At 68.4% G+C, this 25,773-nt stretch carries 24 protein-coding genes, 1 tRNA gene and 1 pseudogene; 9 read left to right on the top strand and 17 right to left on the bottom strand.

Features of this window, described 5'->3' with window-relative positions; translation table 11 throughout:
* Positions 1-14 precede the first annotated feature (14 nt).
* The 5 genes from ASD43_RS12560 to aceE form a co-directional block, all read right to left on the bottom strand.
* On the bottom strand, positions 15-263 hold the full coding sequence (locus ASD43_RS12560) for an acyl carrier protein (RefSeq protein WP_017830435.1): 249 nt from the start codon (positions 261-263) through the stop codon (positions 15-17).
* Positions 264-331: 68 nt separating this feature from the next.
* Entirely contained in the window at positions 332-1,333 is a 1,002-nt protein-coding gene (locus ASD43_RS12555) for a beta-ketoacyl-ACP synthase III (RefSeq protein WP_056418054.1), read from the bottom strand.
* Positions 1,330-2,250, bottom strand: coding sequence for an ACP S-malonyltransferase (locus ASD43_RS12550; RefSeq protein WP_056418051.1), 921 nt, complete (start codon positions 2,248-2,250; stop codon positions 1,330-1,332). Before ASD43_RS12550 ends, ASD43_RS12555 begins: the two co-directional genes overlap by 4 nt.
* A 106-nt stretch (positions 2,251-2,356) precedes the next feature.
* Positions 2,357-3,562 (bottom strand): PucR family transcriptional regulator, encoded by a 1,206-nt coding sequence (locus ASD43_RS12545; RefSeq protein ID WP_056418048.1) that lies wholly within the window; start codon positions 3,560-3,562, stop codon positions 2,357-2,359.
* 30 nt (positions 3,563-3,592) lie between these two features.
* Complete coding sequence (gene aceE / locus ASD43_RS12540; RefSeq protein ID WP_056418045.1) at positions 3,593-6,319, bottom strand: pyruvate dehydrogenase (acetyl-transferring), homodimeric type; 2,727 nt, start codon at positions 6,317-6,319, stop codon at positions 3,593-3,595.
* A 152-nt stretch (positions 6,320-6,471) separates the two neighbouring features.
* Between aceE and ASD43_RS12535 the strand changes: the two genes are divergently transcribed.
* Positions 6,472-6,544, top strand: a tRNA-Val gene (locus ASD43_RS12535).
* A 120-nt stretch (positions 6,545-6,664) separates the two neighbouring features.
* On the opposite strand, the gene ASD43_RS12530 is transcribed toward ASD43_RS12535, so the two are convergent.
* The 6 genes from ASD43_RS12530 to ASD43_RS17320 form a co-directional block, all read right to left on the bottom strand.
* Positions 6,665-7,408 carry an ABC transporter permease gene (locus ASD43_RS12530; protein WP_056418044.1) on the bottom strand — a complete coding sequence of 248 codons (744 nt, stop codon included), beginning with the start codon at positions 7,406-7,408 and terminating at the stop codon, positions 6,665-6,667.
* Positions 7,409-7,415: 7 nt separating this feature from the next.
* Positions 7,416-8,192 carry an ABC transporter permease gene (locus ASD43_RS12525; RefSeq protein WP_056418041.1) on the bottom strand — a complete coding sequence of 259 codons (777 nt, stop codon included), beginning with the start codon at positions 8,190-8,192 and terminating at the stop codon, positions 7,416-7,418.
* Positions 8,189-8,926 (bottom strand): ABC transporter ATP-binding protein, encoded by a 738-nt coding sequence (locus tag ASD43_RS12520; protein ID WP_056418038.1) that lies wholly within the window; start codon positions 8,924-8,926, stop codon positions 8,189-8,191. The genes ASD43_RS12525 and ASD43_RS12520 overlap by 4 nt, the downstream gene beginning before the upstream one ends.
* Before the next feature lie 82 nt (positions 8,927-9,008).
* Entirely contained in the window at positions 9,009-9,656 is a 648-nt protein-coding gene (locus tag ASD43_RS12515) for a response regulator transcription factor (protein ID WP_056418036.1), read from the bottom strand.
* Complete coding sequence (locus tag ASD43_RS12510; protein WP_056418032.1) at positions 9,653-10,771, bottom strand: sensor histidine kinase; 1,119 nt, start codon at positions 10,769-10,771, stop codon at positions 9,653-9,655. Before ASD43_RS12510 ends, ASD43_RS12515 begins: the two co-directional genes overlap by 4 nt.
* A complete protein-coding gene (locus tag ASD43_RS17320) occupies positions 10,768-10,950 on the bottom strand; it encodes a hypothetical protein (protein WP_056418029.1) in 183 nt (60 codons plus the stop codon). Before ASD43_RS17320 ends, ASD43_RS12510 begins: the two co-directional genes overlap by 4 nt.
* A 121-nt stretch (positions 10,951-11,071) precedes the next feature.
* On the opposite strand from ASD43_RS17320, the gene ASD43_RS12500 reads away from it, so the two are divergent.
* Together ASD43_RS12500 and ASD43_RS12495 are read left to right on the top strand one after the other, a co-directional pair.
* On the top strand, positions 11,072-11,950 hold the full coding sequence (locus tag ASD43_RS12500) for a helix-turn-helix transcriptional regulator (protein ID WP_056418026.1): 879 nt from the start codon (positions 11,072-11,074) through the stop codon (positions 11,948-11,950).
* Between the two features lie 41 nt (positions 11,951-11,991).
* Positions 11,992-12,567, top strand: a complete 576-nt coding sequence (locus tag ASD43_RS12495) for a sugar O-acetyltransferase (RefSeq protein WP_056419613.1) — start codon at positions 11,992-11,994, stop codon at positions 12,565-12,567.
* A gap of 99 nt (positions 12,568-12,666) precedes the next feature.
* Here ASD43_RS12495 and ASD43_RS12490 read toward each other — a convergent pair whose 3' ends face one another.
* Complete coding sequence (locus tag ASD43_RS12490; RefSeq protein WP_056418023.1) at positions 12,667-13,503, bottom strand: alpha/beta fold hydrolase; 837 nt, start codon at positions 13,501-13,503, stop codon at positions 12,667-12,669.
* A 191-nt stretch (positions 13,504-13,694) separates the two neighbouring features.
* On the opposite strand from ASD43_RS12490, the gene ASD43_RS12485 reads away from it, so the two are divergent.
* Together ASD43_RS12485 and ASD43_RS12480 are read left to right on the top strand one after the other, a co-directional pair.
* Complete coding sequence (locus ASD43_RS12485; protein ID WP_056418020.1) at positions 13,695-14,912, top strand: MFS transporter; 1,218 nt, start codon at positions 13,695-13,697, stop codon at positions 14,910-14,912.
* Between the two features lie 97 nt (positions 14,913-15,009).
* Positions 15,010-17,298: a helix-turn-helix domain-containing protein gene (locus tag ASD43_RS12480; protein WP_056418015.1), complete on the top strand. Its 2,289-nt coding sequence runs from the start codon at positions 15,010-15,012 to the stop codon at positions 17,296-17,298.
* A gap of 21 nt (positions 17,299-17,319) precedes the next feature.
* On the opposite strand, the gene ASD43_RS12475 is transcribed toward ASD43_RS12480, so the two are convergent.
* A complete protein-coding gene (locus ASD43_RS12475) occupies positions 17,320-18,372 on the bottom strand; it encodes a helix-turn-helix domain-containing protein (RefSeq protein WP_056418013.1) in 1,053 nt (350 codons plus the stop codon).
* 224 nt (positions 18,373-18,596) lie between these two features.
* Between ASD43_RS12475 and ASD43_RS12470 the strand changes: the two genes are divergently transcribed.
* Positions 18,597-20,246: an MFS transporter gene (locus ASD43_RS12470; protein WP_056418010.1), complete on the top strand. Its 1,650-nt coding sequence runs from the start codon at positions 18,597-18,599 to the stop codon at positions 20,244-20,246.
* A gap of 36 nt (positions 20,247-20,282) precedes the next feature.
* Positions 20,283-21,494, top strand: coding sequence for a cupin domain-containing protein (locus ASD43_RS12465; RefSeq protein ID WP_045254527.1), 1,212 nt, complete (start codon positions 20,283-20,285; stop codon positions 21,492-21,494).
* A 12-nt stretch (positions 21,495-21,506) separates the two neighbouring features.
* On the opposite strand, the gene ASD43_RS12460 is transcribed toward ASD43_RS12465, so the two are convergent.
* The gene (locus tag ASD43_RS12460; RefSeq protein ID WP_056418009.1) at positions 21,507-22,757 is read right to left on the bottom strand and encodes an NAD(P)/FAD-dependent oxidoreductase; all 1,251 of its coding nucleotides are present in this window, start codon (positions 22,755-22,757) and stop codon (positions 21,507-21,509) included.
* Positions 22,754-23,113 carry a UBP-type zinc finger domain-containing protein gene (locus ASD43_RS12455; protein WP_056418006.1) on the bottom strand — a complete coding sequence of 120 codons (360 nt, stop codon included), beginning with the start codon at positions 23,111-23,113 and terminating at the stop codon, positions 22,754-22,756. Before ASD43_RS12455 ends, ASD43_RS12460 begins: the two co-directional genes overlap by 4 nt.
* Positions 23,114-23,254: 141 nt before the next feature.
* Between ASD43_RS12455 and ASD43_RS12450 the strand changes: the two genes are divergently transcribed.
* Together ASD43_RS12450 and ASD43_RS17700 are read left to right on the top strand one after the other, a co-directional pair.
* Positions 23,255-24,223, top strand: coding sequence for a Dyp-type peroxidase (locus ASD43_RS12450; RefSeq protein WP_056418003.1), 969 nt, complete (start codon positions 23,255-23,257; stop codon positions 24,221-24,223).
* 68 nt (positions 24,224-24,291) lie between these two features.
* Positions 24,292-24,636: pseudogene (locus ASD43_RS17700) on the top strand (DUF7882 family protein).
* Positions 24,637-24,645: 9 nt separating this feature from the next.
* On the opposite strand, the gene ASD43_RS12440 reads toward ASD43_RS17700, so the two are convergent.
* Entirely contained in the window at positions 24,646-25,374 is a 729-nt protein-coding gene (locus ASD43_RS12440) for a GAF and ANTAR domain-containing protein (RefSeq protein WP_056418000.1), read from the bottom strand.
* Positions 25,375-25,388: 14 nt separating this feature from the next.
* On the bottom strand, positions 25,389-25,718 hold the full coding sequence (locus ASD43_RS12435) for a DUF7882 family protein (protein WP_045254521.1): 330 nt from the start codon (positions 25,716-25,718) through the stop codon (positions 25,389-25,391).
* Positions 25,719-25,773 lie beyond the last annotated feature (55 nt).

Here is a 25,773-nt window from a genome sequence, read left to right as displayed (position 1 = left end):
GCATCCTGCGTGGATTACTCCTGGCCTGCGACGATGAAGGAGACGGCGTCGCCGACGGTCTTGAGGTTCTTGACCTCGTCGTCGGGGATGGTGACGCCGAACTTCTCCTCGGCGTTGACGACGATCGTCATCATCGAGATCGAGTCGATGTCGAGGTCGTCGGTGAACGACTTCTCGAGGGCGACCTCGGAAGCGTTGATGCCGGTCTCATCGGTGATCAGCTCTGCGAGGCCTGCGAGGACCTCATCGTTGGTGAAAGCCATGTGGTCTTCCTCTTTCTTACGGGTTGTATTCGGAACCGTGGAACAGTCTAGGGACAGTCAGGGCGTTGTCAGGGGAGGACGACGACCTGGGCGGCGAACACGAGGCCCGCGCCGAAGCCGATCTGCAGCGCCAGGCCGCCGGAGAGCTCGGGGTGTTCAGCCATCAGTCGGTGGCTGGCGAGCGGGATCGAGGCGGCCGAGGTGTTGCCCGTGGTCTCGATGTCGCGGGCGATCACCGTGGACTCGGGCAGCTTGAGCTGCTTCGCGAACTCGTCGATGATGCGCATGTTCGCCTGGTGCGGGATGAACGCGGCGATGTCGGCCGGCTCGACGCCGGCACGGTCGAGAGCCTCACGTGCGACCTTCGCCATCTCCCACACCGCCCAGCGGAACACCGTCTGGCCTTCCTGGCGGAGAGTCGGCCACGGCACCTCGCCGTCGCGGAACTCGGTCAGGGTGCCGTTCATGCCCACGGCGTCTGCCTTGGAGCCGTCGGAACCCCACACCGCCGGTGCGATGCCGGGCGTGTCGCTCGGGCCGATGAGCGCGGCGCCCGCCCCGTCACCCAGGAGGAACGAGATGCTGCGGTCCGCGGGATCGACGATGTCGGAGAGCTTCTCGGTGCCGATGACGAGCGCGTAGTGGGCGGCACCCGACTTGATCAGCGCGTCGGCCTGAGTGACGGCGTACGCGTAGCCCGCGCAGGCGGCGTTGATGTCGTACGCCGCGGCGGGGTTGGCGCCCACGCGGTCGGCGACGATGGCGGAGACCGAGGGGGACTGCTTCGGGTTGCTGATCGTGGCGACGATGACGAGATCCACCTGGTCGGCGGAGATCCCCGACTTCTCGATGGCCTCGGCGGCGGCGGTGGTGGCGAGGTCGATCGCATCGGTGCCCTTGTCGGCACGCACGCGGGTCACGATGCCGGTGCGCTGGCGGATCCACTCGTCGCTCGAGTCGATCGGACCGATCAGATCGTCGTTCGGCACCGCGTTCTCGCCGCGCGCCGCGCCGTACGAGTAGATGCGCGTGTACGCGGGGCCTGAGATCTGGTTCAGCGTGGCGCTCATGCGGCGTCTCCGTTCAGCAGCGCGACGGCCGCATCGAGGTCATCGGGGGTCTTGACGGCGACGGCGGGGATGCCGCGCAGGCCGCGCTTGGCGAGACCGGTGAGAGCGCCGGCGGGCGCGAGCTCGATGAGTCCGGTGATGCCCTGATCGGCGAACGAGGCCATGCACAGGTCCCAGCGCACGGGGGAGGAGACCTGGTCGACGAGATAGTCCAGCGCCTGCCCGCCATCCGTGACGACGGATCCGTCACGGTTGGTCCACAGCGTGAGGTCGGGGTCGGACGGGGTGATCGTCGAGACGGCGTCGCGCAGAGCGGTCACGGCCGAGGCCATGTACGAGGTGTGGAATGCGCCCGCCACCTGCAGCGGGATGACCCGGGTGCCCTTGACCGGCTCGGTCGACAGCGCGTCGAGCCCTGCCAGCTCTCCGGCGACGACGAGCTGCCCGCCCCCGTTGTAGTTGGCGGGGGAGAGCCCGAGCTCGCTGAGGCGGGTGAGGATCGTCTCCTCGTCGCCGCCGAGCACGGCGCTCATGCCCGTCGGAGTCTGCGCGGCGGCTTCGGCCATCGCGCGGCCACGGATGCCGACGAGTCGCATGCCGGCCTCGGCTTCGATCACACCGCTGCCGACCAGCGCGGCGATCTCGCCCACGGAGTGGCCGGCGATGCCATCAGCCCTGCGCCCGGCGCGCGCCGCGAGAGCATCGGCGGCGATGAGGGATGCGGCGACGATGAGCGGCTGCGCGATCTGCGTGTCGCGGATCGTGTCGGCATCCGACACCGTTCCGTGCTGCTGGAGGTCGACCTCGGCGGCGGCGGAGTAGGTGGCGAGTTTCTCGGCCACCCCGTCCAGCTCGAGCCAGGGGGAGAGGAAACCGGGGGTCTGCGAGCCCTGTCCAGGGCATACGACGACAATCACATCCCCAGTCTGCCAACGATCAGCCCGAAGTGGTGGATGATCCATCACAAGATTCCGAAGATCCCTTGTGTGTGGCGAACAGCGGAACGGCCGCGGCCCGTCGGATTCAGCGCGGGGTGCGACGCAACGGAGGCCGGCGACGCACGTTCTCGGCGGCACCGATCGACCCGAGGATCAGGGCCGTCTGCAGGATCAGCGCTTCGCGGGGCCCGGTGGCGTCCCAGCCGATGACCTCGCTGACGCGCTTGAGTCGGTAGCGCACCGTGTTCGGGTGCACGAAGAGCTCGCGCGCCGTGGCCTCGAGCGATCGACCGTTGTCGAGGTAGCTCCACAGCGTCGTGACGAGATCGGTCGAATGTGCCTGCAGGGGACGGTAGATGCGTTCGATCAGGGTCTGCTTGGCGAGCGGGTCGCCGGCGAGGGCGCGCTCCGGCAGCAGATCGTCTGCGTCGACGGGCCGCGGGGCGCTGCGCCACGCGCGTGCGACGGCGAAACCTGCGAGGGCCGCGCGTGCACTCTGGCTGGCGTCGACGAGGGCGGCGACCGCGGGGCCGAGCACGACGTATCCCGGGCCGAACGACGGCTCGAGTCTCGCCGCGATCTCCTCGAAGCCGAGTTCCTCCTCCTCGTTCTCGGGGGCCTCCTGGCCCTCGATGCGCGCGCGGCCGATCACGAGCACGAGTCGGGAGCCCTGGACGCCGATGAGCACGTCGACCGCGAGCTTGCGGGCGGTGCGCCGCACGAGGTCGACGTCGAACTGCGGCGGTGTCGTGCCCACGAGCACTGCGACCTCGCCGTGACCGTGCCAGCCGAGCGCGGCGATCCGGCTCGGAAGCTCTTCGTCCGCCTCGCCGGTCAGGATGGAGTCCACCACGAGGGCCTCGAGACGGGCGTCCCAGAGCCCTCGGGCTTCGGCGGCCCTCGCGTAGACGTCGGCTGCGGCGAAAGCGACATCGCGCGAGTAGAGCAGGATCGCCTCGCGCAGATCTGCGCCCTTGCCCGCGACGCGCTCCTCGGTCACCTCGACGGTGACGCGGATGAGCTGCAGCGTCTGCTGCAGGCTCACGCTGCGCAGCAGCTCCCGCGGGGCCGCGGCGAAGATGTCGGCGGCGATCCACGGCGTCGAGGTCGGATCCTCGTACCACTGGATGAAAGAGGTGATGCCGGCCTGAGCCACCAGCCCGACCGCAGAGCGGCGGGCTGGTGGCATCACGGCATACCAGGGGAGGGTGTCCTCGAGTCGCTTGATCGTCACCGAGGCGATGTCGCCGGAGATGCGGCGCAACCAGGTGAGCGTCGCGGTCTTATCCATACCGCGCGAAGAGGATCCTGTCACCGATGGTCAGCTCTCGCCACCCGCGTTGCCGCTGGTGCCCGCGTTGACATCGTGCAGGCTGTACTTCTGGATGGCCTGCGCGGCGAGCGAGCGATCGACGACGCCGTCTTCGGCGAGCGACTGCAGTGTGCGGACGACGATCGACGGGCCGTCGATCTTGAAGAAGCGACGCGCCGCGGCACGCGTGTCCGAGAACCCGAAGCCGTCTGCGCCGAGCGTCGCGAAACGCTGAGGCACCCACGGCCGGATCTGGTCCTGGACGGCGTGCATGAAGTCGCTCACGGCGACGACCGGACCTTCGGCGCCCTGCAGCTTCTGCGTGAGGTAGGCCGTGCGCGGCTCTTCCTCAGGGTGCAGGAAGTTGTGCTCGTCGGCGGCGAGGCCGTCGCGGCGCAGCTCGGTCCATGAGGTGACCGACCAGACATCGGCGATCACGCCCCAGTCGTTCTTCAGCAGCTCCTGCGCCTCGAGGGCCCAGGGGAGTCCGACGCCCGAGGCGAACAGCTGGGCACGAGGGCCCTCGCCCTCTCCGACCGAGATGCGGTGGATACCGCGCACGATGCCGTCGACGTCGACATCCTCCGGCTCTGCCGGCATGACGATCGGCTCGTTGTAGAGCGTGATGTAGTACATGACGTTCGGGTCTTCGTGCGCGCCGCCGTACATGCGCTCGATACCGGAGCGCATGATGTGGGCGATCTCGTAGCCGTACGCGGGGTCGTACGAGACCGTCGCCGGGTTGGTCGCGGCCAGCAGGTGCGAGTGACCGTCGGCGTGCTGCAGACCTTCACCCGTGAGGGTCGTACGGCCCGCCGTGGCACCCATGATGAAGCCGCGTGCCATCTGGTCGCCGGCCGCCCACTGGGCGTCGCCCGTGCGCTGGAATCCGAACATCGAGTAGAAGAGGTAGACCGGGATCAGCGGCTCGCCGTGCGTGGCGTACGAGGTGCCGGCCGCGGTGAACGCCGCCAGGGCACCCGCCTCGTTGATGCCGACGTGCACGATCTGACCCTGCGGGCTCTCCTTGTAGGCGAGGAGCAGCTCACGATCGACCGAGGTGTAGTGCTGGCCGTTCGGGTTGTAGATCTTGGCCGTCGGGAAGTACGCGTCCATTCCGAACGTGCGGGCCTCGTCGGGGATGATCGGCACGATGCGGTGACCGAAGTCCTTCGAGCGCAGCAGGTCCTTCAGCAGACGCACGAACGCCATGGTGGTGGCGATCTCCTGCGTGCCGGACCCCTTCTTCGGCAGCGCGTAGGCCGCGTCGCCGGGGAGCTCGAGGCCCACGTGGGTCGAGCGGCGTTCCGGCAGGAATCCGCCGAGAGCCTGGCGGCGCTCGAGCATGTACTGGATCGTCTCGTCCTGGGGCCCCGGGTTGTAGTACGGGGGCAGGTACGGGTTCTCCTCGAGCTGCGCATCCGTGATCGGGATGTGCATGGCGTCGCGGAACGTCTTGAGGTTGTCCAGCGTCATCTTCTTCATCTGGTGGGTCGCGTTGCGGCCCTCGAAGTGCGGACCCAGGCCGTAGCCCTTGACGGTCTTGGCGAGGATGACGGTGGGCTTGCCCTTGTGCTCGGTCGCGGCCTTGAATGCGGCGTAGACCTTGCGGTAGTCGTGGCCACCGCGCTTGAGGTTCCAGATGTCGTCGTCGGAGTAGTCCTTGACGAGGGCGGCGGCACGCTCGTCGCGGCCGAAGAAGTGCTCGCGGACGTACGCGCCGGACTCGGCCTTGTACGTCTGGTAGTCGCCGTCGGGGGTGACGTTCATCAGGTTGAGCAGTGCGCCCTCGGTGTCGCGGGCGAGCAGGTCGTCCCACTCGCGGCCCCAGACGACCTTGATGACGTTCCAGCCCGCTCCGCGGAAGAACGACTCGAGCTCCTGGACGATCTTGCCGTTGCCGCGCACAGGGCCGTCGAGGCGCTGCAGGTTGCAGTTGACGATGAACGTGAGGTTGTCGAGACCCTCGTTGGCGGCGACCTGCAGTTGTCCGCGGCTCTCGACCTCGTCCATCTCGCCGTCGCCGAGGAAGGCCCACACGTGCGACTGCGACGTGTCTTTGATGCCGCGGTTCTCGAGGTACTTGTTCGACATCGCCTGGTAGATGGCGTTGATCGGACCGAGGCCCATGGAGACGGTCGGGAACTGCCAGTACTCCGGCATCAGACGCGGGTGCGGGTAGGAGGGGATGCCGTGCGGTGCGTGCGACTTCTCCTGACGGAACCCGTCGAGCTGGTCTTCGCTCAGGCGTCCCTCGAGGAAGGAGCGCGCGTAGGTTCCGGGCGAGGCGTGGCCCTGGATGAAGATCTGGTCGGCGCCGCCGGCGTTGTCGGCGCCCTTGAAGAAGTGGTTGAAGCCGACCTCGTAGAGGGCCGCAGACGACGCGTACGTCGAGATGTGCCCGCCGACGCCGATGCCGGGGCGCTGCGCACGGTGCACCGTGATGGCCGCGTTCCAGCGGATCCATGCGCGGTAGCGGCGCTCGATCTCTTCGTCACCGGGGAACTCGGGCTCGTTCTCGGCAGCGATCGTGTTGATGTAGTCGGTGGTCGGAACCATCGGCACGCCCAGGTGCAGCTCCTTCGAGCGCTTGAGCAGGCTGAGCATGATCTCGCGGCCACGACCGTGGCCCTTCGCGTCGACGAGCTCGTCGAGCGACTGCTGCCACTCGCCGGTCTCCTCCGGATCGCTGTCGAGGGGGCCCTGGGAATACGGATCCTGGTCGTGCACAGTCACGGGGAGCCTTTCGTCAAGCTGGCAGGTCATGCCAATGAAACGGGAAGCGACGCGGGCAGCCTTGTCGGCTGTGCACAACGCGTGCCGCCCTCAGCCTATCCCCCTTCTACGACATCGGTGCGCATCGCGTCGTCTGTAGGATGTAGTCACCAGGGCCTTTAGCTCAGCTGGTAGAGCGCCACGTTTACACCGTGGATGTCGTCGGTTCGATCCCGGCAGGGCCCACCTAAGAATCACCGGGATCTCCTGAATCCACTCACCTCCCGGGTGCCGCTCGCGGACGCGAGAGTCGCCGGCGAGAGCACCGGTGCGCATGGAACCGGGACTCTGCGGTCACACCCGTTCTCACCCATCGGTGTCGCGGGTGCGGAAGACGAGCCAGGATGCGGCCGCAAGCAGCAGCGCCCAGGTCGCCATGATGAGTCCTCCGGGTATCGGGTCGAGGAGACCGATTCCCGGATAGCCCGTCAGGAGCTGGATTCCCGCGAGATCAGGGAGGAACTTGACCCAGGGGAGGACTCCCAGCAGGGAGAGGGAGAGCCCGAGCACCACGGGCACGAGTACGACGAGTGCCACGACGGGCGTGCGGGCGAGGACTGTGATCGCTGCGGAGATCACGCCGATCAGCGTGTAGTTCACGGCGACGCCGACCACGTTCCATCCCATTCCCGCGGAGAACTCGCCGATCGAGAGCCCCTGTTCACCGAGTGCCGCGTGTGCGAGGAGGACAGCCGCGCTCGTGGCGAGGATGCCGATGAGCACTGCCGTCGTCGCGATCACGGTGAACTTCGCGGCGATCACGCGGCCCCGCCGGGGCGTGGCGGTCAAGGTGGTTCGGAGCTGTCCATCGGCGTACTCGGATCCGGCGATGAGCGCGGCCAGCAGGATGATCAGCGGTTGCCCGAATCCGGCAGTCTCGAATCCGTGCGACTCGACGGGGAACGAGCGCGCCGCGGCCGTCGCGCCGTCGAACGCGAGACCGGAGGCGAGAGCCAGAGCAGGTGGCACGAGGAGCGCGGCGGCGAGGGTTCCCTGAACACTGCGCAGGGTGAGCGCCTTCGTCCACTCGCCGCGGAGGGAGCGGATCATCGATGCCTCACAGGTCTCGGCGGACGAAGGCGACCGCTGCCGCGGTGAGCAGAACCACTGCCCATGCCGTGTGGATGAGGCCGCCGGCGAGCGGGTCGAGATAGATGCCGGAGGCGGGATCGGAGAAGAGGGCCGCCCCCGCCGCAGTCGGGAGATACTTCGCGCCGCCCCATAAGCCGGCGAGGAAGTCGCCGATGCCGATCACGAGCGGCACGACGAGGATGAGCGGCAGGATGGCCGTGCGTCCGAGCACGCCGATGGCGAACGCGATCAGGGCGGTGAGCGTCCATGCGATCGTGACGCCGCCGAGGTGCGCCCAGATCGCAGGATTCAAAGCCCAGGGATCGATGCCGGTGTCGCCCGCCGCGTGCGTGATCACCAGCGTGCCCCACATCGTGAGGAACGCGATCACCGCGACCGTGATCGCGAGCAGCAGCGCCTTCATCAGGAACACACGCAGTCTGTGCGGGGTGGACAGCAGAGTCGTGCGGATCTGTGTGCCGCCGCCGTACTCGCTTCCGGCCCACACCGCGGCGAGGGCGACGACGAGGACGTATCCGATGCCGGCCATCTCGAAACCCTGGTACTCGAGGGGGACCGGTTCGGAGGAGAACAGTCGCGGGTCGTCAGGGGCGACGCCCACGGCGGATGCGGCGTTGGTCCATGCCATCGGCCACGTGCCGAGAATCGCCACGGCCGCGAGCGAGCCGGTGGCGCGAGCGGTGAAGAGCTTCACGGACTCCGAACGTGCGAGAGGGAGCGCGCTTCGCAGAAGACCGCTCATGCCGAGGCCCCTTCCTCGCCTGCGGCACGGTGCTCCGTGTGCTCGTCTGTGAGTGCGAAGAACGCGTCCTCCACGGTGTCATGGACGCCGGTCACCTCAGCGGCGGTGCCCGCCGCGAGCACTCGGCCTCGTGCGATGTCCACGAAGTCGTCGGCGGTGTCCTGCATCTCGCTCATCAGATGGCTGGAGACGAGCACCGTCCTGCCGTCGTCGGCGAGCGAGCGCAAGAAGCGTCTGATCCACCGGATGCCGTCGGGATCGAGCCCGTTCGTCGGCTCGTCCAGCACCAGCACGTCGGGGTCACCGAGAAGCGCGGCGGCGATGCCGAGACGTTGCCCCATGCCGAGCGAGAACCTGCCGATCCGCGTCTTCGCCGCATGACTCAGGCCGGTGAGCTCCAGCACCTCGTCCACCCGCCGCGGGGGAATCGCATTCGACTGCGCCACCCACCGCAGATGCGCCCTGGCGGTGCGCCCCTTGTGCGCACCGGGGCCGTCGAGCATCGCACCGACTCTCCACAGCGGACGCTCCAGCGACCGATAGGCGCTCCCGCCGATCAGCGCCGTGCCGCGGGTCGCGAGATCCAGCCCGAGGAGGATGCGCAGCGTCGAGCTCTTTCCTGCGCCGTTGGGCCCGAGGAACCCGGTGACCCGCCCCGGGAGGGCGGTGAAGCTCACGTCGTCGACGGCAGTGTGTGAGCCGTGACGTTTGACCAGATGGCTGATGTCGATCATGTCCTCCAGCCCACCGCGTCCGGGCGAGGATGTCAGTCTGCAGGAGTCGACAATCGGATGCGTGGGGGTGCCGGCGACATCATCAGGATGCGGGAGTCACCAAGCCGTTCTCGTAGGCGATCACGACGAGCCCCGCGCGGTCGCGGGTCTGGAGCTTCGTGAGGATGCGGCTCACGTACGTGCGCACCGTCGTCACGGTGACGAACAGTTCGGCCGCGATCTCCGCATTCGATCTGCCTCGCCCGATGAGCGTCAGCGTCTCGCGTTCCCGCGCCGTGAGGTGCTCGAGGCGATGGTCCTCGCGCAGAGGAGCGAAGCGTCCGATCACGCGCTTCGTCACCTCCGGGGCGAGCAGCGCGTTGCCCTCATGTGCGACGCGGATCGCGTGCAGCACCTCGCCGGGAGGACTGTTCTTCAACAGGAACCCCGACGCGCCGGCACGCAGGGCCTCGTACAGGTACTCGTCCAGGTCGAACATCGTGAGCACGATCACCCGCGGCCCGCCTGCGTGAGCGACCATGATGCGGGTGGCTTCCAGCCCCGTCATCCGCGGCATCTGCACGTCCATCAGCACGACATCGGGACGCAGGCGCGCGGTGCTCTCGACCGCGGCCTCACCGTCGGCGGACTCGCCGACGACCTCCATGTCGGTGTCGCTGTCGATCAGCATCCGAAGCGAAGAGCGGATCGACGGCTCATCATCGGCGATCAGCACCCTGATCGGCGTCATCCGCGGACTCCCGCCGAGCGTCTTCGCAGCGGCACCGTCGCGGACACCGTGAATCCGGAGGTCGAGGAGGTGAAATCTGCTCTGCCACCCAGCAGCACGGCTCTCTCGCGCACACCGGTCAAGCCGTTCCCGAGGCTGATCTCGCCCCGTGCGCCCTGGCCGTCATCCGCGACGCCGATCGTCACCTCGTCGGAGGAGATGCGGAGCCCCACAGTCACAGAGGACGCCGAGGCATGGCGGACGACGTTCGTCAGCGCCTCCTGAACGATCCGGAGCAGTGTCGTCCGCACATCGGCGGGAAGCGCATCGATGTCGTCTCCCACGTCGAGGTGCACGGACAGACCGGCCTTCTCAGCCGTCCGAGCAACGCCCGCAAGCAGCGAGGAGAGGGGGCTCGACACCACGTCGTCCGGCTCGAGGTCCGACCGCTCCCGCCTCAGGAGGGTGCTCAACTCGGACAGCGAGGACCGCGCATCGCTCTCGATACCGCGGAGCGCTTCGCGCAGTTCGTCGGCGCCGAGTGCGGTGACGTGGGCGGCGACACCCGCATGCACGCCGATCGTACCCAGAGAGTGAGACAGCACATCGTGCACATCGCGTGCCAGACGAAGTCGCTCCTCCGCCCGCGACCGCGCTGCGGCCTCGCGCCGGACCTCTCGTGTCCGCGCGCCCAGCACCCACGCGACGGACAGCACCAGTGCACTCAGCAGCATCCCCCGAGCGCGATCTTCGGTGTCCTCGACAGAGAGGATCGCGGACGCGACCACCACGACGAACGCACCGGCGAACATCCACCACGGAAACCTGCGTCCTCCACGCATCTCGGCAAGCCTGAACACCGCGAATCCTGTCAACACGAACGGATCGGCAGTCACTCCGACCAGCCACGCGAAAGAGGTCGCCGCTGCGGTGACGACCACCGCGAGGACCGGCAGACGCGATCCGACCATGAGGCCGGTGACGGCGATCGCGCCCCATGCGAGCTGAGCCCCGCGTCCACTCGCAGCGTCGGGCGTGACGGTCACCCAGAGTCCCAGGAACACCGCGATCCCGAAGACCAGGGGCGTCAGCCACCGCGACCGAGTCTCGGGATCGCGATCCTCACTCCCGTTCACCCGCGCGAGCGCGTGCGTCGGTGGTCGCGAATGGTGCACGCCGAGAACACGCCGGCTGCGAGCACCATGAAGACCACTGACGCAGGGCTCCACCACACGGGAAGTCGTTCCCCGAACAGCAGTCCGGCGATCCCGAGAACCAGGGCGACTCCCCGCAGGTAGCGGCTCCATGCAGTCATGCGACCACCCTACCGAGGCGCGCACCGCTCGGTCTTCGACCAGGGGCGAGCAGGGTTCTCCGGCGAGAGGTGTACTGAGGGGGCATCCTTCACCCGCTCGGACCGTCGTACGGTGGAGCGCATGGACAACAGAGCCGAGGTGCGCGAGTTCCTCATGACGCGACGCGCGCGGCTCTCACCCGCCGATGTCGGGATGGTCGCCGGAACGAATCGACGCGTCGCAGGTCTCCGCCGATCCGAGGTCGCGATGCTCGCCGACGTGAGCGTCGACTACTACGCCAAGCTCGAACGCGGGGACATCGCGGGCGCGTCTTCCGCCGTGCTCGAGTCACTCGCCCGGGCTCTGCTCCTCGATGAGACCGAGCGGATGCACCTGTTCGACCTCGCTCGCGCGGCCGACGGCATCCCGACGTCGGGGCGCAACCGTCGGCGCGCCACGACGCAGCAGCCCGCCCGCCCGGCATTGCAGCACACCCTCCACGCGATCACCGGCGGCCCCGCGTTCGTCCGCGACCGCCACCAGAACCTCGTCGCCACGAATACGCTCGGCGCAGCGTTCTACGCACCCGTGATCGGCGCGGGCGGGAGGACACCGAATCTGGCGCGCTTCCAGTTCCTCGACCCCGCATCGCGCGACTTCTACCCCGACTGGGACCTGTTCGCCCGGATGTGCGTCGGCATCATGCGCGTCGAAGCCGGACGACACCCGCACGACCGCGTCCTCCAGGATCTGGTCGGCGAGCTCACCACCCGAAGCGACACGTTCGCCCGGCTCTGGTCCGCACACGACGTGAGGACGCACGGGTCAGGCACCAAGCGCTTCCGTCACCCGATCGTCGGCGACCTCACCCTCGTGTACGAAGAGCTCACCGTCACGGCCGATGACGGCCTCAGCCTGCTCATCTACACCGCCGAACCGGGATCGCCCTCGGCAGAACGACTCCAGCTGCTCGCGAGCTGGTCGGCCACGGCTCCCGCATCCGTGAGGCCGCCCGAATGACCGCACCCGATCACGCCGTTCCCTCGACCGTGGAGACCCCCATGACTCTCACCGACCTCCTCGCCGCCCTGAACGCGGGGGAGACCATCACCGGCAACTCCCCGGGACACGCGGTCATGCATGAGACCAGCCAGGAAGCCCTCCGCATCGCCGGTGAGCTGAACAGCGGCTATCACCCGCCCGCCCGTGTCCGAGAGCTCCTCGCAGAGCTGACCGGCGCGGACATCGATGAGACGGTGACGCTCTTCCCGCCGTTCACCGCCGACTTCGGCAAGAACATCACGCTCGGCAGACGCGTCTTCATCAACTCCGGCTGCCGATTCCAGGACCAGGGCGGCATCTCGATCGGCGACGACAGCCTCATCGGCCACAACGCCGTCATCGCGACCCTTCAGCACGGCCTGCAGCCCAGCCGACGAGCCGACCTCATCCCCTCACCGGTCGTCATCGGCAGCAACGTCTGGCTGGGCGCCAACGTCACCGTCCTTCCCGGGGTGACCATCGGCGACGACTCCGTCATCGGCGCCGGCTCCGTCGTCACCAAGGACATCCCCCGCGGGGTCATCGCCGTCGGCTCACCGGCTCGCGTCATCCGCGCCATCGAGGAGCAGTCGTAGCGCACCTCGTACCGCACGGCGTAGCGCACCTCGTGCCGCACGGTGACGGCGCACCCGAACGCCGAACGTCGGGTGCGCCGTCACGCGACAGCCTCGCGGCTACTGCTGGATGAAGGCGAGGATGTCGGGGTTGATGACATCCGCATGCGTGGTCAGCATGCCGTGCGGGAATCCCTCGTAGATCTTGAGGGTCGAGTCGCTGAGCAGCTCGTGCTGCTTCAGCGCGGCGTCCTTGTACGGGACGATCTGGTCGTCGTCGCCCTGGAGCACGAGCACGGGCACGGTGATCGCCGTGAGATCGTCGGTCTGATCGGTCTCGGAGAAGGCCTTGATGCCGGCGTAGTGAGCGAGCGCGCTGCCCGTCATCCCCTGACGCCACCAGTTGGCGACGACGGGTTCGGAGAGCTCCACGCCCTCACGGTTGAATCCGTAGAAGGGTCCGGACGCCACCGCCTGGAAGAACTCGGCGCGGTTGGCCGCCAGGCCGTCCCGGAAGCCGTCGAACACCGACAGCGGAAGGCCGTCGGGGTTGCCGTCGGTCTGCACCATCAGCGGAGGCACGGAAGAGACGAGCACGGCCTTGGCGACGCGTCCCTGCGGCTGCCCGAACTTCGCCACATACCGTGCGACCTGCCCGCCACCCGTCGAGTGCCCGATGTGGATCGCGTCGTGGAGGTCGAGGTGCTCGACCACCGCCGAGGCGTCACTGGCGTAGTGGTCCATGTCGTGACCGGTGCCGATCTGCGACGACCGACCGTGCCCGCGGCGGTCGCTGGCCACGACGCGGTAGCCCTTGTCGAGGAAGTACAGCATCTGGGTGTCCCAGTCGTCCGACGAGAGCGGCCAACCGTGGTGGAACATGATGGGCTGCGCGTCGGGGCTGCCCCAGTCCTTGTAGTAGATCTCTGCGCCATCATCCGTGGTCACGAACGCCATGATCAGCCTCCAGGTTTCTGTCGCCCGAACCGCTCCGGACGACTGTCGATCGCCCCACGTCTGCATCGTGGGAGCGCGCCCACGATAACTCGCGGCCCCGAGCCGGCACCTCGACATCTGTCCAGGATGCGTCGCGCAGATGTTCGACATCTGTTCGGGCCCGACCGGCGCTCGCGCGGTAGCGTCTCCACATGTCGAACGCTCGCATCTCGCACGGTGCGGGATTCTGGGTCGTCGCGTGCGCCTTCCTGCTCGTCATGGCTTACGCGACCGTGCCCACACCGCTGTATCCGCTCTACCAGCAGGCCGACGGGTTCCCCGTCTCGGTCATCACGATGATCTTCGCCGCGTTCGCGGTCGGCGTCGTCCTCAGCCTCTTCCTGCTCGGACACGTGAGCGACTGGATGGGGCGGCGGCGGATGCTGGTGATCGCGATCCTCATCGCGGCGCTCAGCGCCGTGCTGTTCCTGCTGTGGCACGACGTGCCGGGTCTTCTCGCAGCGCGGCTGGTGAACGGCGCGAGCGTCGGCATCCTCACCGCCACCGCCACCGCCCATCTGGGAGAGCTGCGTGCGCAGGCGAGGCCCGACGAGCACGTCATCGTGGCGGCGTCCGTCGCCGGTGCGGCGAACCTCGGCGGGCTGGCATTCGGGCCCCTGGTCGGCGGTCTGTTCGCCGAGTTCCTGCCCGCGCCGCTGATGCTGCCGCACGCGGTGTTCCTCATCGTGCTGCTCGTGGCGGCGATCGCCGTCGCCTGCGTGCCCGAGACCGTGACGCCCCCAGAGGAGCCGCGACGGTATCGACCCCAGCGCATCGCCGCGCCGCCACGCTCGCGGTCGGCGTTCGTCGCCGCAGGTTTCGGCGCCTTCGCGGGCTTCGCGCTCTTCGGACTGTTCACATCGCTCGCGCCGACCATCCTCGTCAGCACCTTCGACGAGCACGACCACCTCGTCGCCGGCCTGACCGCATGCTCGGTGTTCGCCGCCGCGGCCACGGGCCAGGTGGTGCTCGCGCGTCTGCCGCTGAGAATGCAGCTCACGATCGCGGCGGTCTGCTGCGCCCTGGGCCTCGTCGCCGTCGCCGTGGGGACTCTGGTGCCGTCGCTCGCGGTCTTCATCGGAGGGGGCATCGTCGCGGGTGTCGGCGTGGGGCTGCTGTTCAAATCGTCGGTGGCCACAGCCGCGGGACTCGCCGAGCCGGGGCGCCGCGGCGAGACTCTCGCTCTGATCTTTCTCATCGCGTACTGCGGGCTCGCTCTGCCGGTGCTCGCGATCGGCGTGATCCTCACCTTCGCCTCCCAGACGACCGTGCTCCTCGTGTTCATCTCGGTCGTCCTCGTCGCGACGGTCTCGGCGGCGACGGTGATGCGCCGCGCTGGCCTCGATCCGGCGCCGCGCGTTGCGCAGTGATCGTCGCGCCGATACGCTCCGACACTGCACTGTGACAGGCACGCCGCCTCCGATCCGAAAAGACCTGCCAAGCTGAACCCAGCGAGAGGCGGATGTCGTGATCGAACCTTCACCCTTCGGACGGCTGCTGCGGTCGTTGCGAGTGGGGCACAACCTGACCCTCGAAGCGCTCGCCGCCCAGTCGGGGGTGAGCGTGCGAACGATCGGCGACCTCGAGCGGGGCGCGAGCGCGTCTCCGCAGCGACGCACCGTCGACGCGCTGGCCGACGGGCTCGGCCTCGATGCCGCGGATCGGCACGCGTTCCTGCGAGCGGCCCGTGCCCGCCCGCGTGCCCCGCTGCCGGTCGAGGGGCACGGAGCGATATCGCCGCACCGTGTGTTCGACTTCTCGGGTCGCGACGCCGAGATCGATGAGGCGCTGGCGGTCCTCTGCGGGCAGGTGCCCGCGGGCACCCAGCGTCCGGCGCTGATCATCAGCGGAGCGCCGGGCATCGGCAAGACGACCGTGGCGATCGAGATCCTCGAGCGCGCACGAGCGTCGACCGGGCTTCCGGTGGTGTTCCTCGGACTCGACGGATACGGCGCCTCGCCCCTCACACCGCTGCAGGTGATGACCGCTCTGCTGCGTCAGCTTCCCGGGGCCGAGCAGAGGCCGCCCGCGGATCTTGCAGACGCCCGGACCCGGTGGCGGTCCGCCGTGGACCACTCCGCGGTCTCGGTGCTGCTCGACAACGTCGCGAACGAAGCCCAGATCCGCCCGATCCTCTCGATCTGCGCCGGCGATGTCGTCGTCGTGACGTCCCGGCGGAGCCTGGCCGGGCTCGAGGGCGTGCAGCGGGTGCGTCTCGGTCCGCTCCGTCGAGCAGAGAGCATCACCTTTCTGCACCGCCTGATCCCGCAGGCTGTCGAAGACGATGAAGCTCTCGACGAGGTGGCGGGTCTCTGCGACGACGTGCCGCTCGCGCTGCGGGTCGTGGGCAACCGCATCGCCAGTCGGCCCGCCTGGACCGTCGCCGACCTGCTCCGACGGCTGCGGACGTCGGAGGATCGACTGCGCCTTCTGGTCGCCGGTGACCTGGCGGTCGAGGCGGCCATCTCGCTCTCCTACGACGAGCTCGACCCGCGCACGGCTGCGCTGTTCCGCTGGATCTCGCTGATCGACGGGAGGACGTTCGGTGCGCACCTCGCCGCGGCGACGGTGCGCTCTTCCGATCTCTCGGAGGTGGAGGCGCGGCTCGACGACCTCACCGATCTCGGGATGCTCGAAGCGGGCGGCGGAGACCGCTACCGTCTGCATGACCTGATGCGCCTGTTCGGGCGGAGCAAGCTGCATGCCTCGGTGGGCGCGGACGAGGTGTCGCGTCGCCGCGACCACATGCGGTCATGGCTGCTCGGCAGTCTCGAACGCGCCGGCGCGTGGTACGAGCCGAACAGGGAACCGACGACGCTCGCTCGCACGGGGCGCGGATTCGCCGATGCCGAGGCCGCGGCGGAGTGGATCCGCGCCGAGGCCGAGCACTGGTGGCCGGCCTACACGGAGGCCGCGCAGCTCGGCGAGGACGAGACGGTCTGCGACGTCGCCGACGCGCTGCACTGGTACTCGGACATCTGGATGCCGTGGGGCAACTGGCACCGGTTCTACTCGCTCGCGGCGAGCGCGGCGCGGCGCCTCGAGGATCCCGGCAAAGAGGCCGCACAGCTCGGATATGTCGCCTGGGCCGAGATCGTCGAGGTGGGGGACCGGGAGCAGGCGGTCGTCACCGCGCGTGCCGCGCTGGCCGCAGCGCTGCGCGCCGGGGACTCCGCGCAGGAGGGCTGGGCCCAGTACTACATCGGCTGGGCGAGCATGGGCGTGGATCGCCTCGTCGACGCGGATGCGGCGGCTCTCGCGGCCGCCGAGGCGTTTCGCACCGCGGGAGAGACGACGGGTCTGGAGAATGCCCTGGTGCTGTCGTCCATGGTCAAGGGCAAGCGTGGGCAGTACCTCGAGGCGATCGAGGCCACGGAGGCCACTCTCCGCCGGGTGCGTTCCACCGAGACCGCCGACACCCTCACCAGCATCGTCACCCAGTTCGCGGCGTGTCTGGATCTGATCGACGCCTACTGCGCGGTCGGACGGCTGCAGGATGCGATGCGCATCGGAGAGCTGGGCATCGCCATCGCTCGCGAGCTGAAGGACGACACCCGCGTTCTGCTGATGATGCGCCGGCACATCCGAGCGCTCATCCAGGCGGGCGAGGGCGAGGCCGCGATCGCTGAGGCGGATGAAGCGCTGCGCCTTCTGGGTCCCGGCAGCAGCGAGGCGTTCATCTTCGCCCGAGTGCGCCGGGAGGTGTCGTTGGTCGGCACGCCGGGGTCGTCCGCAGCGGACTCGTCGCCGGCATGATCGGCGCAGCCGGGTGCGTCCTCACAATCGGCCGGTCGATTCCCAGAGACGGATGAGCTTCAGCGCCAGGTGCAGGGTGCTGCGTTTCACGCCGTCATCGAGCGCGTCTTTCACGACCGGGGGCATTCGATCGAGCCGGTAGTAGAGGGTCGTGCGATGGAGGAAGAGGATCTGACACGCGGCGACCACGTTGGCGCCGACGTCGAGATACGTCTCGACCGTCAGGCGCTGACTGTCGTCGGTCTGCGAGTAGAGGAAGTGCGCGGCCGGCGAGATGATCCGGAGTGCGCCGGGGTCGGCGGATGCGGTGGCGAGCAGCCGCCATCCGCCGAGTTCGCTCGCGTCGACGGACGGGTGGAACTGGGGGAGTGCGGCCGCGAGGGACGCCGCGATCGCCGCCTCGTCCGCCGCGCTGCGCAGGTCTCCGTCGCCGGTCGCCGGGGAGGCCGAGCCGATTCCGAGAATGCGCAACCCGCGTCTGGTCGCCTCGCGCAGCAGCTCGTCGGTGAGGTCGCCGTCGGAGGGCTGCCCGACGAGGACGACCATGCCGGCCTCGAGCGCGATGAAGTGCGCGGGGACCGGACGCAGATGGGCGAGGTGACGACCGAACGCGATGCGTTCGACCTCCGTGACGGCGGCATCGATCAGCACGGCGCGCACGACGGTTCCCGCGTCTCGGTGCACCCACCTCTGCCGCAGCGCACGGGCGTACGCCTCTCGACGCACCGATTCGTCGGCGTCCAGCAGGTGTGTCATGACGGACTCGCGGTCCGCTCGTGAGGATCCCGAGGTGCGCCGACGAGCCATCCGCACGAGTGCCGATGCCGCGTCGACGGCTTCGAACTCGTTCGCTGTGAGAGATGATCCGTCGCCGAGGTCGATCTCGATGATCGCGACCGCCGTGCCGTCATCGAACACCGGGACCGAGAGCACCTCTGCTCGCGACGCGCCGTCAGACGGCGCGGCCCCGGACTCGGGTATCACGACGCGACGGTTCAGAGAGGATCCGAGCTGCCGCGCGATCTCGCGCTCCGTCGGAGACACGGGGCCGGCTGTGACATCGCTGATCGTCATGGGTTCGCTCCTGTGGGGGGATGGGCTCACCGATCGTTCTGCTCCGGCGATGGTGGGTCGCACCTCGCCGACGTCGAGTACGTCCATGCAACGCCCATCGGCCGGTGCAGTCCAGGAAGAAACCAGGCAGAAAAGGCACCGGCGGTGATCCGACTCCTGTCGGAGGGCAGGACGGGCCGCAGTTCCTAGATTCGTCTCACACGGACGAACGATCGAGGTGGGACATGATCAGAAGCGGCACGGCCGTCGTCGCTGACGATGCCCGTGCCGGGTGGCGCTCCGGGTTCGCGCCGCTGGCCCTTCCTCTCTTCCGTCTGGTGTGGTTGGCGTCGATCGTCAGCAACATCGGGAGCTGGATGCAGACGGTCGGCGCGCAGTGGCTGCTGGTGCAGGACGACAGCTCGCCGTTGCTGGTGGCGCTCGTGCAGACGGCGTCGGCGGCGCCGGTGCTCCTGTTCGCGATCCCCGCCGGAGTCATCGGCGAGTTCCTCAATCGTCGCCTCGTCCTGCTGTGGTCGCAGAGCGTCCAGCTCGCGGTCGTGCTCGGGCTGACCTACCTGACGGCGGTCGGACAGACCACCACGCTGATCCTGTTGGCGTCGACGTTCGTGCTGGGCATCATCTCCGCCATCCAACTGCCCGCATTCCAGGCGCTGGTGCCCGACATCGTTCCCGCGAAGCTCCTGATCGATGCGGCGAGCCTCTCATCGATCGGCGTGAACATCGCGCGAGCCGTGGGACCGGCGGTCGCCGGGCTCGTGGTCTCGCAGTTCGGAGTCGCGGCCGTGTTCCTGCTCAACGCGCTCTCATTCCTCGTCTTCCTGGGCGTCCTGTTCTTCTGGAAGACGTACCGGCCGCCGGCGATCCGGCCGGAGCCCTTCGGCGATGCGACACGCGCGGGCATCCGCTACGTGCGGCATTCGCGGATCGTGCGCGCCATCCTGCTCCGCCTCGCCGTCTTCCTGATCCCCGCGAACGCGCTGTGGGCGCTGCTGCCGACGATCGCCAAGAACTCCCTGGGGTTCTCCGCGAGCGGCTACGGGCTTCTGCTGGCCGCACTCGGAGCGGGGTCGATCATCGGCGCATTCGTCCTGCCGTGGGCGCGCCGGGTCGGTGCCGTCAACGGTGTCGTCCTCGCCTCGTCGGTGGTCTTCGGCGCGGGTCTCGTCGTCCTCGTGGTGTCACCCACCCTCTGGATCACCATCCCGGCGCTCGTGGCGACCGGTCTCGCGTGGATCGGGGTGATCGCCACCATCAACGGGACCATTCAGACCTTCCTTCCCGTATGGGTGCGCACCCGGGGCCTCTCGTTCTATCAGCTGGTGCTTTTCGGGTGCACGGCCGTCGGCTCTGCGGGAGCGGGCATGCTCGCTGCGGTCACGGATCCGGGTCTCGTCGTCGTCGGAGCCGGCGTGCTGTGCGCGCTCGGCGGGTTGTCGCTGCTCGTGCGGCCGCTGCCGGCGACAGCCGGGATGGGGCGCGGGATCGTGGAGGTGCCGGGGATCGACGACCGTCCGCGCCCGGGACACGATGACGACGCGGCGGTGCTGGTCCTCATCCGCTATCGCGTGCGCCCCGAGCAGCGTCAGGAGTTCCTCGCGCTCATACACGGTGTCGAGCAGACGCGTCTGCGCACCGGTGCGCGGGAATGGCACGTGTACGAAGACGTCGACGACACCGGGGCGGTCGTCGAGGCCTACACGGTCGGCTCCTGGCGGGAGCACGTGAGCCAGCACGAGGGGCGCACCACGGAGTTCGACGCCGACGTGATCGCGAAGGCACGAGCCATGAGCGAGACCGCACCCGAGATCACGCACCTGCTGGAGCTTCCGCGGCCTCCTCATCACCGCCGCGCCACCCCCGCTCACGAGTAGACCGCCCGCAACCTGCGAAGAGAGAAGAGAACGCACATGGAACACGATGACCGGTCCGCCTCGCGCTCGGAGTCGCCCAGTCTCGGCGACCCCGACCTTCCGCAGGAGGGGGAGGTGAACATCGCCGACCGCCCGCAGAGCAACACGATGACCGGCCCGCAGAACGAGGTCATCGAGTCGCAGTTCCCGAATCAGATGCACGCACCGGCCACGGACATCAGCACGCAGCCGTTCTTCTGGTCGTCATTCAACATCTCACCCCGCCGGGTGCAGCGCGGCGGATGGGCGCGGGAGCTCACCAAGCAGGACTTCCACATCTCCGACGAGATCGCCGGAGTGAACATGTACCTCGAGCCCGGCGGCATCCGCGAACTGCACTGGCACCAGACCGCCGAGTGGGCGGTCATGACCCGGGGCAAAGCACGGGTGACCACCCTCAGCCGGTCGGGCCTTCCCGCGGTGGAGGATGTGGAGGAGGGCGACCTGTGGTTCTTCCCCGCCGGCACCCCGCACTCCCTGCAGGGCCTCGGCCCTGACGGGGCCGAGTTCGTGCTCGCGTTCGACGACGGCGACCAGTCCGAGTCGAACACGCTGCTGCTGACCGACTGGTTCGCCCACACCCCGCCCGAGGTGCTCGCGAAGAACTTCGGCGTCGCCCAGGAGGTGTTCTCCGACATCCCCCTGCACAACCTCTGGATCTTCCCCGGCGAAGAGCCACCCGCGCTCGAGGTCGACCAGGCCGCCGCGGGCGTGGAATGGGGGATGGAGCCGGTCATCTTCCGGTTGTCGCGATCGAAGCCGCTGTATGAGAACTCCGGAGGCAGCATCCAGATCGCCGACTCGACCAACTACGCGTACTCGGGCACGGTCGCCGCCGCACTCGTGACGGTGCAGCCGGGGTCGATGCGGGAGCTGCACTGGCACCCGAACGCCGACGAATGGCAGTACTACCTGCGCGGCTCCGCCCGGATGACCGTGTTCAACACCGGCCCGCACGCGAACACGACCGACTTCCGCGCCGGCGACGTGGGCGTCGTGCGCAAGAACCTCGGCCACTACATCGAGAACACCGGTGACGACGTGCTGCAGTTCCTCGAAGTGTTCCGCACCGACAGGTACGAGGAGATCTCGCTCGCGAACTGGCTCGCGCACGTGCCGCCGCAGCTCGTCTCCGCGCACCTGAACATCGACCCCGCCGTGCTCGCCACGTTTCCCCGCGGAGCACAGGGGATCACGCCCCTGCCCTGAGCCGGTGCGGGATCAGCCTCCGTCGTCGGCGAGATATCGATGGATGAGAGTGACGGCCATGGCTCCTTCGCCCACGGCTGATGCGACCCGCTTGACGGAGTTCGCACGGACGTCGCCGGCGGCGAAGATCCCCGGCACCGACGTCTCGAGATGGTACGGAGGGCGTGCCAGCGGCCAACGTCGCAGATCGTCGGACCCGAGGTCGACGCCGGTCAGCACGTATCCACGACTGTCGAGAATCACATCGGTGGTCACGGCCCAGTCCGTATTGGGGGCGCCGCCGATGCAGACGAAGAGGTGGGTCGCGGGGAGGCGCGTGATTGCGCCGTCCTGATCGAGGACGATCGTGCGCAGGTGGTCGTCGCCGTCGACGGCGACGACTCGGGTGTGGACGAGGATCGTGACGTTCGGCTGCGCGGCGAGTCGGTTGAGCAGGTATGCCGACATCGTCGTCGAGAGCGACGGGCCGCGGACCACGACCGTGACGTGCGCGACATGAGCGGCGAGGTTCATCGCGGCCTGGCCCGCCGAGTTGGCGCCGCCGACCACGTAGACGTGCTGGCCTATGCACGCTGCTGCTTCGCTGGTGCCCGCGCCGTAGTAGATGCCCGTGCCCTCGAAGCGCTGCTCGCCCTCGAGGCCGAGCCTGCGCCACTGCACGCCCGTCGCGGTCAGCGCCGCGCGGGCACGGATCTCCGAGCCGTCCGCGAGCAGTGCCCGCACGTCATGGTCGCGGAACGTGCGGGCGATCCCGTACCTCATGACGATGAGATCGGCGCCGAAGGCGAGGGCCTGCCGACGAGCGCGGTCGGCGAGCTCCGCCCCCGAGATGCCTCCGGGAAAGCCGAGATAGTTCTCGATGAGGCTGCTGAAACCGGCCTGTCCGCCGACCGCGTCTCGTTCGATCACGGCCACAGCGAGACCCTCGGACGCGGCGTACACGGCTGCCGAGAGTCCCGCGGGCCCCGCGCCGTAGATGATCAGGTCGTACGTCGACTTCGTCGGAGGCTTCACCCACCCCAGCGCCGACGCCACCGCCTCGGGCGTCGGATCCTCGAGGATCGAGCCGTCTGCGAGGACGATGACGGGCAGACGTCTGCCGTTCAGGTCGATGCCCGCTGCGGAGGTCGCTCCCGCGGGAACCATGATCGAGAGGAAGGGCACCTCGCTGCGGGTGAGGTAGTCGCGCAGTGCGAAGTCGTGTCGGCCATCACCGTCGGCGATCAGACGCAGCGGCGGCACGAGATCAGAGTTCTCGGTCATGCGTTCCGGGCGAGCTGCTCCTGCCAGTCCGCAGGCACCCGATCTGCCGGACCGGGTGTCGTCTGCGATGTCGGGTGGCTGCGGGGAGGAGCGAGGAGGGGGCCTTCGAATGCGGTCTCGGTGTCGAAATCCCAGAACCAGTCCTCGCCCGGCTCGAAACTCTGCATCACGCGATGCCCGCTCGCGTGGGCGTGCGCGGTCGCGTGCTTGTGCAGGGAGTCGTCGCAGCACCCGACGTGTCCGCACAAGGCGCATCGGCGCAGATGCAGCCACCACGAGCCGATCTTCTCGCAGTCCAGACAGCCCGGGCCGGACGGCGGCACGTCCTCCCGGATGAAGTCACTGACGTCCCTCATGCTGGATCTCCTGTCGTCGGTGTACCGGCGGGATCATGATGTCGGGATTCCGGCCCGTACTCAAGGGTGCCCGTCGGAGTGCGCCCGGTCGTTCGACAGGCGTCGAAGCCGTGCTCGTCGGCATCCCCTACGTTCGAGGATGTGAGCAGCTCTCCGTCTCGTCGAGTCCCGATCGAATCCCAGAAGGTCGACGCGCCCCTGACGACGTGCGCGACCTTCCTCGTGCTGCGGATCGCCGACGGCGCAGCTGCCGCGGCGACTGTCCGCGACGCGATCAGCGGCATCGACGACATCGTGAAGAACGTGGGATTCCGCGACCTCGATGCGATGCTGTCCTGCGCGGTCGGCATCGGATCCACCGCATGGCCACGACTCACGGCGCGTCGGGCGCCCGCCGAGCTGCACCCCTTCGCGCCGGTGGTGGGTGCCGTGCACACCGCACCCGGCACACCCGGCGATCTGCTCTTCCACATTCGAGCGAATCGTCAGGATCTGGTCTTCGAGTTCGAGAGGCAGCTGCTCGACGTGCTCGGACCGGCCGTGAGCGTGGTCGACGAGACCTCGGGCTTCCGTTACTTCGACGTCCGCGACCTGCTGGGCTTCGTCGACGGCACGGCCAACCCCGTGGGGAACGCCGTCGCCGAATCGACCCTGGTGGGCGCAGAGGACGGCGACAACGTCGGGGGCAGCTACGTCGTCGTGCAGAGGTATCTGCACGACATCGGTCAGTGGCAGGAGCTGACGACCGAACAGCAGGAGGCGATCATCGGCCGGAAGAAGGCCGACAATGTCGAGCTGGACGATGCTGCCGTCGGGCAGAAGTCCCACAAGACTCTCGCGACCATCGTGGTGGATGGCGTCGAACACGACATCCTGCGCGACAACATGCCCTTCGGAAGCCCGGGGTCGTCGGCATTCGGCACCTACTTCATCGGATACTCGCGCTACCTCTGGGTGATCGAGAAGATGCTCGAGAACATGTTCGTCGGCGATCCTCCCGGCGCCTACGATCGGCTCCTGGACTTCTCCACGGCGACGACCGGAAGCACCTTCTTCGCGCCCTCCGCAGACTTCCTCAGCACTCTCGCCGACGGACCGATGCCCGCGTAGCTCTGCGAAGGGCTCCCCCTCGCGAGAGTCACCTCCCGTTTCGGCGCAGAGGCGCGTACCGTCGATATATGGGAAGACTCTTCTGCGGAGCCGCTCAGCCGCCGATCCTGATCGAGGATCGTGCGTTGGCTCATCTCAAGATCGTCCTCACGACGAAGCTGCGCCGCAACTAGAGCTTCACCCTGTCGTGGATCCACAAAGACGGAGAGGCGCCCGGTCGGTCGACCATCTGGCTGCATCCGTCCATTCCGCTGCGCTTCGTGTTCGACGAGACGCAATCGCCGTCTCTGAACCGTCGGTGGATCGAGGCTCTCTCACAGACGCTCAGCAGCACCGGAGGCGTGTGTCTCACTGAGGAGATCATCGACCCGACCGAGGGCGACGAGCCGACAGCGGCCGGCACCGGACCGTGAGATCCCCGTTCACAGGGTGAGTCGTCGGTCGACGATCTGCTGTGCGACATCGTGCAGGCGTGCGCCGGCCGAGCGTGCGTGTCTTCTGAGGACCGTGAAGGCCTCGTCGATGGAGACACCGCGTTGATACGAGAGCGCGCCCTTCGCCTGTTCGATCACTATCCTGCTGTCGAGCGCGTGCTGAAGCTGTGCCGCGAGGTCGGTCTGCTCGCGAAGAGTGCGATGCTGCACCAGGCCGATGGTCGCGAACTCGCTGAGCGCCTGGGCCACGGCCGCATCCTGGTCGGTGAGCACGCCGACCCTGTCGAAGAAGAGGTTCAGCGCACCGAGGCGCTGACCGCGCAGGGCGAGCGGCACGGCGTAGCCGGCGCGGAGGCCGCGTCGTGCCGCGAGGGGTGCGAACTCCGGCCAGCGGTCGGCGCTCGCCCGCAGATCGACCGTCTCCACGACGTGTCCGGAGCGGAAGCTGTCGAGGCAGGGTCCCTGCTCGATGCCCAGCTCCGCCTCCTCCACGTCGCTCGCACGCTCACTGGTCGAACCCAGCACATGCAGTCGTCCTTCACCGTCAGCGAGAACGATCCCTGCATCGACCGCGGGAGTGAAGCGCGTCGCAGCGTCGACCAGCAGGTCCATGGTGTCGACGACGTCGTAGTCCGTGTCGAGCGCATCGGCCAATCTGCGGAGAACGGCTGTCAGATCGTTCGTCGGGTGCGAGTCGCGTCTCGCCTCGAGCGGCATCCGGTCTCCGATCCTCAGCTGTGCTCGGCGGCCCGCTCCGGGGCCGCGGTCTCGGGTTCGCGAACCAGATACAGGCCCGACGGTGCGTTCGCGGTGAACGCGAGGGCCTCGATCCAGTGACGGTTGAGCTCGGGCACCTTGCCGCCGGCGTACTTGAAGACGAGGTTGCACCCCGGATGGATCCAGACGGAGCTGCGACCTCCGCCGACGCTGGCATCCTCCCTCCAGGTGAAGAGGAACGGCTCGCCGCGTCGCAGCTTCGTCGTCATCACGACCTGCAGATGATGCAGTGCGCGGTCATCGATCTCGACCTTCTGATTAGCCTCGTAGACGAACTTCGCCATGGTCAGACTTCCCTCCTGAACATCCTCCCCTCGATTCACACCTACCGCCGTCGGC

The organism is Microbacterium sp. Root553 (assembly GCF_001426995.1).
Classification (GTDB): Bacteria; Actinomycetota; Actinomycetes; order Actinomycetales; family Microbacteriaceae; genus Microbacterium.
Note: the sequence above shows the minus strand (reverse complement) of the source record. Positions and strands in the feature narration are given on the sequence as shown.